The sequence below is a fragment of the Nonomuraea sp. NPDC050691 genome, from assembly GCF_040654455.1.
Lineage (GTDB): Bacteria > Actinomycetota > Actinomycetes > Streptosporangiales > Streptosporangiaceae > Nonomuraea.
Genome location: NZ_JBFAIA010000198.1, coordinates 1 through 14,843 on the forward strand (window position 1 = coordinate 1; position 14,843 = coordinate 14,843).

The window sequence follows — 14,843 nt, forward strand, 5'->3', positions numbered from 1 at the left end:
GCGGCCCGCTAAGAAGCAGGGTCGCGGAACGCATAGGTCAAGCCTAGCGCACCTCATCAGGACTTTGCCGATACTCGACGATGGCCATCGGGCGCCCGGGCGAGCACCTGCTCGCGCGCCGCGGCGTAGGCGGCGCCGCGGACGAACGGGCCGAGCCGCTCCCACACGCGTGCCTCCGCCAGCGTTTCCCCGGGGATCCGGGTGCTTCCCGGCGTTCCTCGGCGCCGGGTCAGGCCAGGTAGAGTCCGGCGGGCACGCGGAGCGCGTCGAGGCGGCGGCTCGCCGCGGCCTGGACGTCCTCGACGTGCGTGCGCGCCTCCCGCTCGGCGCCCTCGCGGTCGCGGCGCAGCAGCGCCGCGACGATGCGCTTGTGCCCCTCGACGCAGGTCACGACCTCGTCGCCGGTGAAGACGGCGGCCATGTTGTACGTGACGCCGAAGTCGCGGTTGCGCAGCCACTCGCCGAGCAGCCGCTGGTTGCCCGCCGCCTGCACGATGGCGAGGTGGAAGTCGCGGTTCATGCGGGCCAGCTCGGCGCGGGGACGCCTCTCGTACTCCTCGACCGGCTGGTCGTAGAACGCGGCGACGCGGGCGAGCTGCTCCTCGGAGGCGCGCACGGCGGCCAGGCCGGTGGCCATGGACTCCAGGGCGCAGCGCACCTCGTAGATCTCGCGGATCTCGTCGGGGGTGTGCTCGCGCACGACCCAGCCCTGGCGTTCGCGGACCACGAGCCCCTGGTCGGCCAGGCGCATCAGCGCGACGCGGACGGGCGTGCGGCTGCTGCTCAGGCGGGCGGCCACCTCGTCCTCGGGCAGGCGCTGGTTGGGACGGTAGACGCCTTCGAGGATGGCGGCGCGGATGTGCTCGTACGCCTGGTCGCCGAGGGACTCCCCGCTGCCGGCGCGCGGTCTCCTCCGCCGCGCCGCGGGCTCCTCCGCGCCTGCCTTCCCAGGTCGCTCGGCCATCAGTCCTCCGGTCCGTCGCCGCGGGCCCGCTACGACGCATACGCCCACAGGGAAGATCCTTACAGGAAGATTCTCACAGACTGTATGCCGAAGGACGAAGCCCGCGCCACCGTGCCGGACGGCCCCTCCTGGGGCACAGTGGCGCGGACGCGGTGGCGCGGGCTCGCCGGTCAGGCGCGGGCCGTCACGACGCTCGCCGCCGTCTCACCGTGCACGCCGCGCTCGTCCGTGTGCCGGGCCAGGAGCTCCCGTACGGCCTGGCGCAGCGCCTCCCCCTGCCCGGCGGCGTACGACGGGGCGACCGCCGAGAACCCGAACAGGCAGCACAGCGCGTCCGGACCGCCCGGCAGGGTGACCGGCAGCGTCCACTCGTGCCGCTCGACCTCGGTGAACCCCGCCTCCTCCACCAGGGCGGCGACCTCCTCCCCCGCCAGCGTCCACGGCTCCGCGAACCGCTCGGCCTCCTCGGGGCCCAGCACGGCGGCCACGGCGTCCCGCAGCGCCCGGAACAGCGGGTTGCGCTCCAGCGGCAGCCAGGTGGCGACGGCGATCCGCGCGCCGGTCCGGGCCGCCCTGCGCATCTCCGCCACCGCCGCCCGCCGGTCCGGGACGAACTGGAGCACCTGCTGCGCGGTGACGACGTCGAACGCCTCGTCGGACACGTGCAGCGGCGCCGCCCCGCACTCGACGTACTGGATCGGCGCGGGCCGGATCGGCGCGGGCCGGATCGGCGCGGGCTGGATCGGCGCGGGCTGGATCGCCGCGGACGGCGCGGGCCGGATCGGCGCACCGGACGGCGCCGGCTCCTCGCGGGCGAGCGCGAGCATGGCCGGGCTCGGGTCGGTGCCGACGACGGCGCCGTGCGGGCCCACGGCCGCGGCCAGCACACGCGCGACCGTCCCGGGCCCGGTGCCCACGTCGAGTGCCCGCGCGCCCGGTGCGGGAGCGAGCGCGCCGACCAGCCGTTCCGCCCACGGCGCGAAGATCGCCGGCACCAGCACCTCCCGGTACGGCCTGACCCGCGCCGCGCCGCCCGCCTCGAACGCGGGCGCCGCGCCGCCGCCCCGGCCCGGCCCGGTCGCCCCCTCCAGCGTGGCGGCCAGGTGGTCCACCTCGTCGGGCGCGTTGTACAGGTAGAACGAGGAGCGGATGGCCGCCGGGATGCCGAAGCGGCTGCACGCGAGCTGGGCGCAGTGGTGACCGGAGCGCACGGCGATGCCCGCCTCGTCGAGCACGGTCCGCAGCTTCTGCAGCGGCACGCCGTCCACCACGAACGACAGCAGCGGCAGCCGGTCCACGCCGTCGGCCGGTCCGATGAACCGGATGCCCGGCACCCGTCCGAGCCGCTCCAGCGCGTACTCGACCAGCGCCTGGTCGTGAGCGGCGACGGCGTCCATGCCGATCCCGCTCAGGAAGTCGCAGGCCGCGCCCAGTCCCACGGCCTGCGCGACCGGCGGCGTTCCGGCCTCGAACTTCAGCGGCGGCGGGGCGTACCGCATGGCGTCGACGCTGACCGTCTCGATCATCTCGCCGCCGCCGAGGAACGGCGGCAGCGCCTCCAGCAGCTCATGCCGGCCCCACAGCACGCCGATCCCGGTCGGCCCGCACATCTTGTGGCCGGAGAACGTCACGAAGTCCGCGCCCAGCGCGGTGACGTCCACGGCGAGGTGCGGCACCGACTGCGCCGCGTCCACCACCAGCAGGGCGCCGACCTCGGCGGCGCGGGCGGCGATGGGCGCGATCGGGTTCACGGTGCCGAGGATGTTGGAGGCGTGGACGACCGCCACCACCCGGGTCCGCTCGGTGACCACCTCGGGCAGGCGGGACAGGTCCAGGCGGCCGTCGTCGGTGATGCCCAGGTAGCGCACCGTCGCCCCGGCCCGCTCGGCGAGCAGCCGCCACGGGATGAGGTTCGAGTGGTGCTCCATCTCCGTCACCACGATCTCGTCGCCGGGGCCGACCCGCAGCTCCTCGCCGGCCCACATGAGGGAGTTGGCGAGGAGGTTGACGGCCTCGGTGGCGTTCTTGGTGAAGACGATCTCCTCGGGGCGGGAGGCGCCGACGAAGGCCGCCACGGTCCGGCGGGCCCCCTCGTACAGCTCGGTGGCCTCGACGGCCAGGCGGTAGACGCCGCGGTGGACGTTGGCGTTGGCGCGCGTGTAGTAGTGGGTCAGGGCGTCGAGCACCGGGGCGGGCTTCTGCGTGGTGGCGGCGCTGTCGAGGTAGACGGGCGGGCGGGAGCCGTCAGCAAGTGTCTCGAAGAACGGGAATGCCTTCCGAATCGACTCGACGTCGATCGCCATCGTGGCCTCCTCTGCCGTGTGGTGTAGCGGCAGTGTCGCCCGGGCCGGCGCGCGCGGACCCAACTGGAGTTGCGCCACGGGGATCCCACGATGTCCTCCGTACGATAACCGCCTCCGGCCCCGGGCGCGGGGGGCGCGGGGTGGCAGGAACCGGCCGCCGCTTCTGGCCTTCGGCCCGGTGATGATCTGGCGCCTAACCTGGCGGCATGGCCGGCGATTACTTGGTCGACGGGCCGCGGATCATGGCCATGCGGCGGGCGCGCGGCCTGTCCCGGCGGGTTCTGGCCGACCTCGTGGGGTGCAGCGAGGAGTGGCTGCGGCTCGTCGAGAAGGGCGCGCGTCCGCTGGACCGGCTGTCCACCCTCATGCGCATCGCCGGCGTCCTGCGCGTCGAGGACATGTCGGAGCTGGTGGGCGGCCCCGTCACGCTGCCCGCCGCCTCCGGCCTTCCCGGGCCCCGGGACGGGGGGTTCGGCGGGTCGGCGGAGATGGTGCTCGCGCTGCTGCTCCCCCGCCGCCCGGCCGGTGAAGGCGGTCCGGCCGACAACGTCCACCGGGTGCGCCGACACGTGACCGCGGCCTGGGAGGTGTGGCGGCGCTCGCCGCGGCGGTACACGGAGCTGCGCCGCGACCTGCCCGGCCTGTTGCTGACGGCCCAGGCCACCTCCCGCGCCGCCCGGGCGGAGGGGGCGTCGCCGGAGGCCGCGGGGATGGCGGCGGTCGAGCTCGCGCGGGTGTACCGGCTGTTCGCGACGGTGCTGCGCGGGAGCGGCGAGTACGCCCCCGCCCTGCTGGCGGCGGACCGGGCGGTGTCGGCAGCGAGGGGCGACCCCGTGGCGGCGGCGCCGGCGTGGGCGGAGACGGCCGAGGTCCTGGTGCACCTGGGCCGCCCGGCCGACGCCCGCCGTGTGTGCCTGACGGCCGCCGACCTCGCCACCGGGCCACGGTCCCCCCATTCTCGCGGCACGCCGTACACGCCGGACGAGCGGGACGCGCAGGAGCGGGGGGCCGCCGCGGGGGCGTGCCTGCTGGCGGGGGCGCTCGCCGCGGCGGCGGAGAACGACCTGCTGCGCGTCGAGGAACTGCTGAACCGCGCCCGCAGGCTGGCCGCCCGGCTCGGCGAGGACCGCGACGGCTTCCTGGTGGAGCTGGACCTGCGCGCGGCGGCGGCCGCGGTCCGCATGGGCCGTCACCGGCAGGCCCTGCGCCTCGCGGAGGACCTCGACCCGGCCCGCCTGACCACCCGTGACCTGCGCGCCCGGCACTTCCTGACGCTGGCCACGGCCCACGCCCGGGACCGCGCCCCGTGGGCCGCCGCCGCCATGCTGCGCAAGGTCGCGGAGAGCTGCCCGGAGGAGCTGAAGCACGGGGCGCAGGCGGTGCGGCTGCTGGCGGAGCTGCGTCTCCTGGACTGCGCCACCACCCAGGTCGAGCTCCGCGAGCTCACCCGCCTCACCGCCTGACCGGCCCGGAGCGCTTCCTCAGAGCGCTCGCTCAGGCGCTTCCTCAGAGCGGTCGCTCACGGCGCTCGCTCACGGCTCCTCATGGCGACGCCGCGGAGCCTCCCTCCGGTGGCCCCGCGGCGTCCGCTCACGGGATCAGCGTCGTGCGCTCAAGGGGTCAGTAGCGTTCGGCGGCTCCCGTGTTGATCTCGATGAGCGCCAGCGTGGCCTGCTGGTAGGCCGCGAAGTCGCTGCTCGGCGGCCGGGTCAGCACCGTCCGGGAGTGCCGGGCGGCGGCGCCGACCGTGCGCGCCCCGATCCGGTCCATGATGACGCCGCGCACCGCCGTGGAGGCGTTGACGCGGCGGCTGCCCAGGTTGAGGTACGTGCCGAGCAGTTCGGTGCGCAGCGCCCGCGGCTGCGGAAGGGGCGGCGCGAGCGCGGCCGACACCTCCTGCTGCGTCAGCCGCCCGTCCGGGGTGGATCCGTCGGCCCCGTCGAAACGGGTGTCGGTGGCCTGCACCCGGGCCAGCAGCTCGGGAGTGCGCAGCGCGGGCATCGCCATCCACACCGCGGACGGACGCGGGTCGCGGCTCGGCGCCACCTCCGTGACCGTCGAGCCGGCCGAGGCCGTCACCGGGTCGTACGAGCAGCCGTTCGCGTTGACGTACACCACCTTGGCCTGGCCGGTCTGCACCGTGCCGCCCGTGACCAGCAGGCTGGAGCGGGTGGTGAACTCCACGGTGGTCGTGGCCCCCGCCTCCACCGGGTCGAGGCGCCAGGTCAGCGTGCCGCCGGAGACCTCCGTGGGCCGGGGCCCGCTTCCCTGGTCGAGTGCGGTGCTGTAATACACCTCGTCGGGCAGGGCGTAGGTGAGCGTGACGCCGGTGGCGGCGGCGCCGCCGGTGTTGCGGACGGTCAGGGTGGTGGTCGTGGCCTCGCCCGCGTTCGCCTCCGGGGTCGTGGCGGCGGACAGGGTGAGGCGCGGCGCCTTGACCGTGCTCTTCGCCGTGCTCGTGTTGTCGGAGGTGTCGGCCTCGTCCCCGCCCGCGAGGTTCTTGGCCGCCACCGTGGCCTTGTTGGTCAGGACCGAGTCGTTCTCGGCCGTGCACGGCACGACGTAGGTGAACGTCGCGGAGCGCTCCGCCGCCGCCCGGATGTCGGGCAGCCGCTGCTCGGCCGTGGTGCCGTCCGGGAAGGTGTCGGTCACCTTGACGTCGGCGGCGGTCCCCCGGCCCTCGTTGCGCACGAGGACGGCGTAGGTGAGGGTGTCGCCGGGCAGCGCCTCGGGCTTGTCCACGGTCTTGGTCGCGGTGACGTCCGGGTCGTAGAAGTCGCGCAGGGCCAGCTCGGCGTTGAGCACGGCCGGGAACCCGATCTCGGTGACGGACGGCGAGGCCGCCGGGGCGCCCGCGTCCGGTGAGCCCGCGGCGCGGTACTTGAGGCTTCCCCAGTCGTCGTGGCCGGTCAGGAGGGTGGCGCGGCCGGTGTCGCCGGGCCCGGGCGCCGTGTTGCAGGCGTCGCCGCCGTTGAGGATGGCGTCGCCCGCGTTCTCGTCGTTGCCCGAGGGCATCGTGGTCAGGACGCCGTCCGGCCCGGCGAGGACGCAGACGTCGTCGTCGGAGTTGATGTCGGCGGCCACGCGGTTCGGGTCGTTCGGCACGGCGTCGTCGTTCCAGTTGAGCGCGCCGGTGCCGGGGCCGAACAGCGGGTTGCCGCCCGGGAGCCGCCAGCGGGTGAGGTCCTCGCCGTCGCGGATGCCGTCGCCCTCCAGGAGCCGGCCCTTGTCGAGCGTGGGCAGCGAGCTGCGCGAGTAGTCGAGGCGGCGCGGCAGCGGGTCCGGTCCCGTCGGGATGCCGCCGGGGTCGAAGGCGTAGTTCATGACGCTGAGGTAGTTGGGCTTGAAGTTGGTGCGGTCCGTGCCGCCGTGCGCCAGGCCGAGCGCGTGCCCCAGTTCGTGCATGATGCTGCCCGACTGGTCGCGTACGGTCCCCACGTCCGCGTCGGCGGCTCCGGTGCCCTTTCTCAGGATCTGCCGGTCGTCGGTGCCCGGTCTGGCGTCGGTGTCGCAGGTCCGGTCCGTGCCGACGAGCACGTCGTCGCCCATCCGCACGTCGGTGGAGGCGGGCGTGGTGTCGAGCGTGCCGTTGTCGCCGGGCGCGACGCAGACCGTGCGCCAGCCGCCGAGGGTGACGATGAAGTCCTTGTTGCTCCCGCGGTCGGTCTCGCAGCAGCGGCCGGAGCTGAAGCCGCCGGGCGTCTGCCGGTGGGCGAAGATCGCGTAGTGGGCGTACGGGGCGAGCAGGCTGCTGAAGTTCGCGTTGCGCGCGGCGCGGTAGTTCGCGTCCAGGCCCATGACGTTGCTCTCGGCGATGGACTTGCCCGCGATGTGCACGAAGTCGACGCCCTGCGTGGTCGTGAAGCCCGGATACGGGCAGGGTGACACGGGATCGACGGGCCCGTCCTCGAAGGCGCGCTCCACCTCCTCGATCGCCGCGTCCTTCGGCTGGTGGCTGTGCCCGTCGGCGGCGCCGGTCATGTAGTCGATCTGCACGACGACGGACTTGCGGCACGGGTTCGCGCCCATGGCCTTGAGGTCGAACTTCATCGACCCGTCCTTGTCGCGCACCCCGAACCGCTCGATGACGTCGAAGATGCCGTCGCCGTCGATGTCGGGCAGCGGGGTCAGCCGCTCGATCTTGATGCCGATCGTGATGGCGACGCCGTCGTTGGTGTCGGGGAAGTTCGGGTCGCCGTCGCCCGTGATGCGCTCCTGGCCGGGGGTGATCGCGTCCTCGGGCGACGTCCAGGTGTCGGTGCCGATGTCGTACTTGAGGTCGAGGTCGTCGTCCTGGTTGCCGGGACTGATGTCCATGTGGTCGTCACCGAAGTTGGTGCCGTCGTCGTAGTCCCACAGCCGCACCAGGATCGGCACGGTGGTCCCGTCGTCGGGCACCGAGGCGTCCTGCTCGAAGACCCACGGGTCGGGGAAGCCGCTGGGGTTGAACACGTCGTCCTGGACGTACGGCTTGGTCAGCAGCGGCCCGTCGCCGATGCGGATCTCCGGGAAGTAGTCGCCGTCGCCCCCGTCGTCGTCGGGGTTCTCACCCTGCTGGATCCAGGTGATGGAGAGCTTCAGCCGGACGGCGGTCGCGGCGCGCGCCGGCGCGGCGACGGCGGCCAGAGCGGCCGTGACGAGGAGCAGCGCGGCGAGGACGGCGAGCGCTCTGGCCCGGACCGCCCCGCCGGAACGAGGATGCATGACATTTCCCCCTGCCATCTGATGTGACTGGTGGCAAGGATGGAGACGGGGCAGGTCCGGCGCATGAGTAGCCCTCTACTCGGATGAGCCTTTGCCGGGAATTAGGCCGGTGCCGGGATATCCCGCACCGTAACGGTCACAGCACGGACCTGACCGGCCAGATGCGCACCGCGCCGAGCGCCGCGGCCATGACGGACGAGCCCGCGAAGACGAGGATCCGGCGCCGGCCGAGCCGGTCGGACAGCCAGCCGCTGACCACGGACAGCGCGACGACAGAGAGGCCGTTGACGGCGACGACGGTCAGCAGGTCGTCGGGGTGGCCGACGACGTCCTGGAGGAAGTACGGGATGTAGAGGGTGCCGATGCCGTACCACCTACGAGGTCCCCTGATCGCGTTCGGGACGGGCCCGCGCCTCTGCCTCGGCGCGAGCCCGGGCAACCTGCCGGCCACCGTGGAACCCCGTCAGGTTCGCCCTTCCTGCACGAGGAGGGTCTTCCCAGCTCAGAACGGGAATCAAGTCTCAGGCGGGGGATGACGGCCCTCGGACCCGTGCGCGCCGGCCGAGGGCCGTGGTTTCCGTGCGGCCCGCGCCGGGTCGTGACGGGAGCGCCGCCGGCGAGGAGGGTGGGGAGCCATGCTGGTCCGGGAGGTCATGTCGAGCCCGGTCGTGACGGTCGGCCGCACCACGTCGATCCGCCAGGCCGTCCGGGTGCTGTACGAGCACGACGTCACCGCCGCCCCCGTCCTCGACGACGCGGAGCGGCTGGTGGGCGTGGTGTCCGAGCTGGACCTGCTGCGCGGCGAGTTCCAGCCGGACCCGCGCGCCGCCGCCCACCCCGCGCCCCGCGAGGAGGGCCCGCGGCCCTCGCTCGTGTGGCAGGTCATGACCCACGCGGTGGTCACGGTCAGCGAGACGGCCGACGTGGCCGCCGCCATCGATCTCATGGTCGGCAAGCAGGTCAAGAGCCTGCCCGTGCTGGCCGGCCACCGCGTGGTCGGCATGGTCGGCCGCCGCGACCTGATGCGCATGCTCGCCCGTCCCGACGAGGAGCTGCGCGCGGAGGTGGCGGCCGCCTTGCGCGAGCACTACCCGCGCGGCCCCTTCTGGGAGGTGGCCGTCCACGACGGCGTCGCCGAGCTGCGCCCGGCCCCCGCCCCCGGCCCGCCCGGCCCTCTTCTGGCATCCGGAGCGGGTGACGTGCTCGCCGAGCATGTCGCCGACGTGCTGGCCCGTACCGTGCCCGGCGTCGTCCGGGTCAGGCATCTGAGGTGACGGCGTGCGGCGACCGTGTCGCGTCGCCGGCTTCCACGACTCCAGCGATCTCCCTGCGACAGCTGGTCAGTATGTGCGGATCATGTAGCGGGATCACGTTCATGGAGAAGTCTTGAGCCGAGACGAAGCACAACGTATCCACCATCTGCCAGCGATCAGAGCACTGGGCGACGCTCTCACCGACGACACCGAAGGCGTCTCCCCGGTGTCGTACCTGGACCGGGCCATGAGCTTTCCCAGCAACATGCGCATGGGGCCGTGGGCCATGGGCGTGCTCGGATGGCCCCTGACCAACGAACACGACAAGATCGTCGGCTACGCGGAGAGCACGGTCTACAACACGATCCGAGCCCTGCACGATCGCCGGGACGGACTGCACTCGGTCGCGGACAACGTGCGGGCCGCGGACGAGAGGAACGAGGACAATGCCCGGCGGATTTAAGATCCCCATCCCGGGCGGGACTCCCGACCCGTCCCTGTCCGGGGACGAGGGCGGCGACCTCAAGCTGGTGCAGTACTCCACCCTTGCCCTGTACGCGTTCGCCGCCGTGACGCTTCCCGTCTACGAGCGGGTGCTGGTCGGGTACGGGCTGTCGGTGCCTTCCGACCCGCAGGTGATGCACAGGGCCGCTGACGGCTGGAGCGACTTCGCGAACGGGGTCTACGCCGCGGGCAGGACGACGCAGGATCAGCACGACAGCGTGTCCGCGGCCGGCTGGCAGGGAGCGGAGCGGGAGCTCTACGGGCAGCAGACGGCCGGCTACGCCATGGCGTCGGACACCGCGTCCGACTCCGCCCACAGGCATGGCGCTGAAGTACGGCGCCGCCTGGATGACCGAGCGCAGCCTCACGGACGGCCTCAAGACGGGATACGGATACGCGGCAGGAGGGCCGAGGACGGGCACCGCCGAGGCGTGACCCCCGGCGGGCGGGGACGCCGCCGCCCGCCGGGGCTCGTCAGTGGCCGAGCTTCTTCCGCATGCGGTCCAGCTCGCCCATCGCGTCGCCCATCATCCGGTCGAAGGCCGCTTGCGCCTCGGTCATCTTCGCCAGGGCGACGTCCGGGTCGCCCAAGGCGGGGTCGAGTCCTCCGACCACGCCCGTCATGATCCTGGACAGCTGACGCTGGAGGTCGGCGTCGGCGTCGTGAATGGCGGCGAGGATGGCCGCGGACATCTCGTGGACGCTCATCCGCTTCACCCTCGGATCCATGTCGAGCCGGCTCACGCCGCCCTGCGCGGTGCACTCGACCATGATGTGACCGTCGGCGGCCGTGGCCCGGCCGACGGCGGCCGCGGCTTCCTCCTGCGCCGCGGCGAAGTTGGCCACGCGTTTCTCGGAGTCCCGCAGGAACGCCTCGACGTCGATGTTCGCGAAATTCCCGATCGGGTCTTCCACGCGCCTGCTTCCACCTCGCATAGGACCATTCACCACAAGGCCACAGATCTGACCATTACAGCCGACAACGCCGGTCCCTGTCGGCCGGTCGTCTGATCGTTACCACGCACGCGCCGGACACAGGGCCCCGGTGAGCGCGGCAGGATGCCGCTCCGCCGCGTCCCGCCCCTCCTCCTGAGAGGACCTCCGCGGGCGTGCCCGCGAGCAGCCGCGTGGTCGCCTCGACCGACGGCCGGCGCTCGTGCACCACGACGAGCGCCGCGGCCGGCGCCTTCTCGGCCCGTCATGCGGAGAGCGTCGTCCGCCGCCCACTCGACGGCGGCGCGCGCACGCGGCACCGGGCGGAGCTTGACCTGGGGTGATTCGACGGGCCCGCGCCGGGCACGCCTCGCAAGGAGGGGAACGCCCGGTGAGAGGCGAGGAGGCGGCGATGAACGCCAAGCAATGGACCGTGGAGATCTACATCAGCGAGGACGAGGGCGACGAGCGGACGCTCGCCCGTGCCGTCCTGTCGGCGACCGGCACGCCCTGGCACGAGAGCGTGGGCGTGGCCCGGCGCAACCCGGCGGACCGTCCGGTTCCCGAGATCGGCGACGAGCTGGCCGCGGGCCGGGCCCTCATGGACCTGGCCGACAAGCTCCTGGGCGACGCCGCCCGGGACGTCGCGGAGCTGGGCGGCCCAGCCGAGGTCCGCTGACGGCCGCGAGCCCTCGGAGCCGGCGGCCCCGCCGAGGTCCGCTGACGCCTGCGAGCCGCCGGAGGACCTTCGTCCCCTGGCGGCCTCGTCAGGACCGGTAGGACGGCAGGCCGAGGCGCTCGCGGATGGTGCGCTGGATGGTGGCCTTGTCGCCCCGGGCGTCCACGCTCGTGACGTACTCCTTGCCGCGGAACAGCTCCAGCACCGGATCCGTCTTGTCGTGGTAGTCGCGCAGCCGCCGGGCCAGCGCCTCCGGCGTGTCGTCCTCGCGGGCGACCAGCTCGCCGCCGCACACGTCGCATCGGCCCTCGGCCTCGGGGCGGTGGGCGATGAGGTTGTAGTCCATGCCGCAACGGGAGCAGAAGCGCCGGGCCAGCACCCGCCGGCGCACCTCCGCGTCCGGCAGGTCGAGGTGGATCACGCCGTCGATGTCGTAGCTCTCCAGGAAGAACTCGGCCTGCCGCCGGTTGCGCGGGAACCCGTCGATGACGAACCCGTAGTTCCAGTCGTGCTGCTGGAGGCGTTCGCGGACGACGTCCTCGACCAGGTCGTCGCCGACCAGCTCGCCCCCGGCCACGATGCGGCGGACCTGCGCGCCGAGCTTGGTGTGCTGTTTGACGTGCCACCGGAAGATGTCGCCGACGTTGATGTGGGTGAGGTCGAGGTCGTCGGCGAGCAGCTTGCTCTGCGTGCCCTTGCCGCTCCCCTGCACTCCCATGATCACGTATTTGCGCATGTCCCATTGTCGGACGCCCGGGGCGGCGGACGTGCCACCGGGGACTGCGGGCGGTTCGTGTTGACAGCACTACCAACCAAGCGCATGCTTCATGCTGTGACCGGGGCCACATCCCCAGCTCGTCCGTAGCGTTCGCACCGGGCGCGAGGTGCCATCGCGGTTGTTCCTCCGGCTGCCGCCGGCGAGCTCTCCGCCGTCGCGGCGCACGCACGTGGAAGGGATCGGATCCAGCATGCCCGAGTCCAGCACGGACCCCACCCCTCAGCCCATCACCCCGGAGCCGCCGGCGTTCTCCGGGCCCAGCCGCCGCACCCTGCTCCGGGGCGCCGCCCTGACCGGCGGCGCGATCGTCGCCGGCGCCACCCTCGGCCGCCCCTCCCCCGCCCACGCGGAGGCGGAGTACGACGTCGTGGTCGTGGGAGCCGGCGCCGCCGGCATGACCGCCGCGCTGACCGCCGCCAAGCGCGGGCTGAGCGTGGTCGTCGTGGAGAAGGCGCCCACCTTCGGCGGATCCGCCGCCCGCTCCGGCGCCGGCATCTGGATCCCCAACAACGAGGTCATCCTGGCCGCCGGCGTGCCCGACACCCCGGCCAAGGCCGCCGCCTACCTCGCCCGCGTCGTGGGCGACACGGTGCCCGCCGCGCGGCAGCAGGCGTTCCTCGCCAACGGCCCGGCCATGATCTCGTTCGTCCTGCGCAACAGCCCGCTGCGCTTCCGCTTCATGGAGGGGTACTCCGACTACTATCCCGAGTACCCCGGCGGCATGCCGAACGGCCGCTCCATCGAGCCCGACCAGCTCGACGGCAACATCCTCGGCGCCGAGCTGGCCCGCCTCAACCCCTCCTACATCCCCACCCCGGCCGGTCTGGTCGTCTTCAGCGCCGACTACAAGTGGCTGACGCTGGCCGCCGTCAACCCCAAGGGCCTGGAGGTCAGCGCCGCCTGCCTGGCCCGCGGCACCGCCGCCGCCCTCCGCGGCGAGAAGCCCCTCACCATGGGCCAGGCCCTGGCCGGCGGGCTGCGCGCCGGGCTGCTCGCGGCCGGCGTCCCGGTCTGGCTCAACACCCCGCTCACGGACCTGCGCATCGAGAACGGCCGCGCCACCGGCGTGCTCGTCACCCGCGGAGGAACGCAGACGCTGGTCAAGGCCCGTCGCGGCGTCATCGTCGGCTCGGGAGGGTTCGAGCACAGCGCCGCCATGCGCGCGGAGTTCCAGCAGCAGCCCATCGGCACCGACTGGACCGTCGGCGCCGCGTCGAACACCGGCGACGGCATCCGGGCCGGCAAGCGCGCCGGCGCCGCGCTCGACCTGATGGACGACGCCTGGTGGGGCCCGGCGATCCCGCTGCCCGGCGAGCCGTACTTCTGCCTGGCCGAGCGGACCCTGCCCGGCTGCATCCTCGTCAACGGCAAGGGCGAGCGCTTCGTCAACGAGGGCGCGCCGTACAGCGACGTCGTGCACGTCATGTACGACCGCGACACACCGTCCTCGCCGCACATCCCGGCCTGGCTGATCGTGGACCAGAACTACCGCAACAAGTACCTGTTCAAGGACATCGCGCCGCTGCTGCCGTTCCCCGACTCCTGGTACGACGCCGGGGCCGTGTTCAAGGCGGCGACCGTCGAACTGCTCGCCCAGAAGATCGGCGTCCCGCAGGCGGCGCTGCGCGCGACGGTCAACCGGTTCAACGGGTTCGCGGTCACGGGCGGCGACGCCGACTTCCACCGCGGCGACAGCGTCTACGACCGCTACTACGCCGACCCGTTCGTCCGGCCCAACCCCTGCCTGGCGCCGCTGTGGCTGCCGCCGTTCTACGCGTTCAAGATCGTCCCTGGTGACCTGGGCACCAAGGGCGGCATGCGGACGGACGCGCGGGCGCGCGTGCTGCGGGCCGACGGCTCCGTCATCGCCGGCCTGTACGCGGCGGGCAACGCGAGCGGCGCCGTCATGGGCCACAGCTACGCCGGGGCCGGCTCGACCCTGGGCCCGGCCATGACGTTCGGCTACGTGGCGGCCAACGACATCGCCGCCGGCTGACCCGTTCCCCGCCGCCCGCTCCCCCCAGGCGGGCGGCGGCACGCCTCTCCGACGCGGCCCTTCGCGATGCCCGGCGGGGTCACTCGTCCGCGACCAGCCGTGCCGGGAACCCGCCCGTCGAGATGGGCCCCCAGCGGTCGATGCTCAGCCGGATGAGCGACTTGCCCTGCCGCCGCATGGCGGCCCGGTACTCGTCCCAGTCGGGGTGCTCACCGGCGATGCACCGGTAGTAGCCGACCAGCGCGTCCAGCGCCTCGGGCATGTCCAGCACCTCGGCCCGCCCGTCAACCTGCACGTACGGGCCGTTCCAGTCGTCGGACAGCACGCAGATGGACGTCCGCTCGTCGCGCCGCGCGTTGCGGGCCTTGGCGCGCTCCGGATAGGTGGAGACCACGATCCGGCCCTCCTCGTCGACCCCGCAGCTCACCGGCGAGAGCTGGGGCCGCCCGTCGGCACGGGTGGTCGCCAGCAGGCCGTGATGCCTGGGACGCAGGAACTCCAGCAGTTCGGGCAGGTCGACGCGGCGCGCGGTCGCGATGTTCGGAGCCATCCGGGTCTCTCCCTCGTACGTGTCCAGGGCGGGGCCAGGCTATCGGCGCGGACCCGCGGGATACGCGTCCGGGGCGGCCGCCGGGCGCGGCGCTGCTGTACGCCGGGTTGTAGATCTTGAAGGCCGTGCCGAGCACGTCCCACATGCGCCTCTCCCGGTCGCCGCGCTTCTGCACCGCC

At 73.4% G+C, this 14,843-nt stretch carries 13 protein-coding genes; 6 read left to right on the forward strand and 7 right to left on the reverse strand.

All coding sequences use genetic code 11. From position 1 onward, the window contains the following. Nucleotides 1-229 precede the first annotated feature (229 nt). Both AB0H81_RS38750 and AB0H81_RS38755 read right to left on the reverse strand, forming a co-directional pair. Complete coding sequence (locus AB0H81_RS38750) at nt 230-964, reverse strand: GntR family transcriptional regulator (protein WP_358385456.1); 735 nt, start codon at nt 962-964, stop codon at nt 230-232. A 170-nt stretch (nt 965-1,134) separates the two neighbouring features. After that, nucleotides 1,135-3,267, reverse strand: a complete 2,133-nt coding sequence (locus tag AB0H81_RS38755) for a SufS family cysteine desulfurase (RefSeq protein ID WP_358385458.1) — start codon at nt 3,265-3,267, stop codon at nt 1,135-1,137. A 206-nt stretch (nt 3,268-3,473) separates the two neighbouring features. Here AB0H81_RS38755 and AB0H81_RS38760 point away from each other — a divergent pair, with 206 nt between their 5' ends. Then, nucleotides 3,474-4,730 (forward strand): helix-turn-helix transcriptional regulator, encoded by a 1,257-nt coding sequence (locus AB0H81_RS38760; protein WP_358385460.1) that lies wholly within the window; start codon nt 3,474-3,476, stop codon nt 4,728-4,730. Between the two features lie 157 nt (nt 4,731-4,887). Here the strand turns inward: AB0H81_RS38760 and AB0H81_RS38765 are convergent, their stop codons facing one another. Both AB0H81_RS38765 and AB0H81_RS38770 read right to left on the reverse strand, forming a co-directional pair. Continuing rightward, nucleotides 4,888-7,971 (reverse strand): CARDB domain-containing protein, encoded by a 3,084-nt coding sequence (locus AB0H81_RS38765; protein ID WP_358385462.1) that lies wholly within the window; start codon nt 7,969-7,971, stop codon nt 4,888-4,890. A 136-nt stretch (nt 7,972-8,107) separates the two neighbouring features. Next, nucleotides 8,108-8,422: an MFS transporter gene (locus AB0H81_RS38770; RefSeq protein WP_358385465.1), complete on the reverse strand. Its 315-nt coding sequence runs from the start codon at nt 8,420-8,422 to the stop codon at nt 8,108-8,110. A 184-nt stretch (nt 8,423-8,606) separates the two neighbouring features. Here AB0H81_RS38770 and AB0H81_RS38775 point away from each other — a divergent pair, with 184 nt between their 5' ends. Both AB0H81_RS38775 and AB0H81_RS38780 read left to right on the forward strand, forming a co-directional pair. Then, nucleotides 8,607-9,245, forward strand: a complete 639-nt coding sequence (locus AB0H81_RS38775; RefSeq protein ID WP_358385468.1) for a CBS domain-containing protein — start codon at nt 8,607-8,609, stop codon at nt 9,243-9,245. A gap of 112 nt (nt 9,246-9,357) precedes the next feature. Next, on the forward strand, nt 9,358-9,687 hold the full coding sequence (locus tag AB0H81_RS38780) for a hypothetical protein (RefSeq protein WP_358385471.1): 330 nt from the start codon (nt 9,358-9,360) through the stop codon (nt 9,685-9,687). A gap of 515 nt (nt 9,688-10,202) precedes the next feature. On the opposite strand, the gene AB0H81_RS38785 is transcribed toward AB0H81_RS38780, so the two are convergent. Beyond that, nucleotides 10,203-10,643 (reverse strand): YbaB/EbfC family nucleoid-associated protein, encoded by a 441-nt coding sequence (locus tag AB0H81_RS38785; protein WP_358385473.1) that lies wholly within the window; start codon nt 10,641-10,643, stop codon nt 10,203-10,205. Between the two features lie 194 nt (nt 10,644-10,837). Here AB0H81_RS38785 and AB0H81_RS38790 point away from each other — a divergent pair, with 194 nt between their 5' ends. Together AB0H81_RS38790 and AB0H81_RS38795 are read left to right on the forward strand one after the other, a co-directional pair. Continuing rightward, nucleotides 10,838-11,005 (forward strand): hypothetical protein, encoded by a 168-nt coding sequence (locus AB0H81_RS38790; RefSeq protein ID WP_358385476.1) that lies wholly within the window; start codon nt 10,838-10,840, stop codon nt 11,003-11,005. 68 nt (nt 11,006-11,073) lie between these two features. Then, nucleotides 11,074-11,340, forward strand: a complete 267-nt coding sequence (locus AB0H81_RS38795) for a DUF1876 domain-containing protein (RefSeq protein WP_358385479.1) — start codon at nt 11,074-11,076, stop codon at nt 11,338-11,340. An 88-nt stretch (nt 11,341-11,428) separates the two neighbouring features. Here AB0H81_RS38795 and AB0H81_RS38800 read toward each other — a convergent pair whose 3' ends face one another. Next, a complete protein-coding gene (locus AB0H81_RS38800; RefSeq protein WP_358385482.1) occupies nt 11,429-12,076 on the reverse strand; it encodes a nucleoside monophosphate kinase in 648 nt (215 codons plus the stop codon). A gap of 232 nt (nt 12,077-12,308) precedes the next feature. On the opposite strand from AB0H81_RS38800, the gene kstD reads away from it, so the two are divergent. After that, nucleotides 12,309-14,114: a 3-oxosteroid 1-dehydrogenase gene (kstD, locus tag AB0H81_RS38805; protein WP_358385485.1), complete on the forward strand. Its 1,806-nt coding sequence runs from the start codon at nt 12,309-12,311 to the stop codon at nt 14,112-14,114. A 79-nt stretch (nt 14,115-14,193) separates the two neighbouring features. Here the strand turns inward: kstD and AB0H81_RS38810 are convergent, their stop codons facing one another. Next, the gene (locus AB0H81_RS38810; protein WP_358385488.1) at nt 14,194-14,664 is read right to left on the reverse strand and encodes a PPOX class F420-dependent oxidoreductase; all 471 of its coding nucleotides are present in this window, start codon (nt 14,662-14,664) and stop codon (nt 14,194-14,196) included. Nucleotides 14,665-14,843 lie beyond the last annotated feature (179 nt).

Excerpts from the sequence above, each read along its gene's own strand:
- AB0H81_RS38750 (WP_358385456.1), bottom strand. The coding sequence starts at position 964 with ATGGCCGAGCGACCTGGGAAGGCAGGCGCGGAGGAGCCCGCGGCGCGG.
- AB0H81_RS38755 (WP_358385458.1), bottom strand. The coding sequence starts at position 3,267 with ATGGCGATCGACGTCGAGTCGATTCGGAAGGCATTCCCGTTCTTCGAG.
- AB0H81_RS38760 (WP_358385460.1), top strand. The coding sequence starts at position 3,474 with ATGGCCGGCGATTACTTGGTCGACGGGCCGCGGATCATGGCCATGCGG.
- AB0H81_RS38765 (WP_358385462.1), bottom strand. The coding sequence starts at position 7,971 with ATGCATCCTCGTTCCGGCGGGGCGGTCCGGGCCAGAGCGCTCGCCGTC.
- AB0H81_RS38775 (WP_358385468.1), top strand. The coding sequence starts at position 8,607 with ATGCTGGTCCGGGAGGTCATGTCGAGCCCGGTCGTGACGGTCGGCCGC.
- AB0H81_RS38795 (WP_358385479.1), top strand. The coding sequence starts at position 11,074 with ATGAACGCCAAGCAATGGACCGTGGAGATCTACATCAGCGAGGACGAG.
- AB0H81_RS38800 (WP_358385482.1), bottom strand. The coding sequence starts at position 12,076 with ATGCGCAAATACGTGATCATGGGAGTGCAGGGGAGCGGCAAGGGCACG.
- kstD (WP_358385485.1), top strand. The coding sequence starts at position 12,309 with ATGCCCGAGTCCAGCACGGACCCCACCCCTCAGCCCATCACCCCGGAG.
- AB0H81_RS38810 (WP_358385488.1), bottom strand. The coding sequence starts at position 14,664 with ATGGCTCCGAACATCGCGACCGCGCGCCGCGTCGACCTGCCCGAACTG.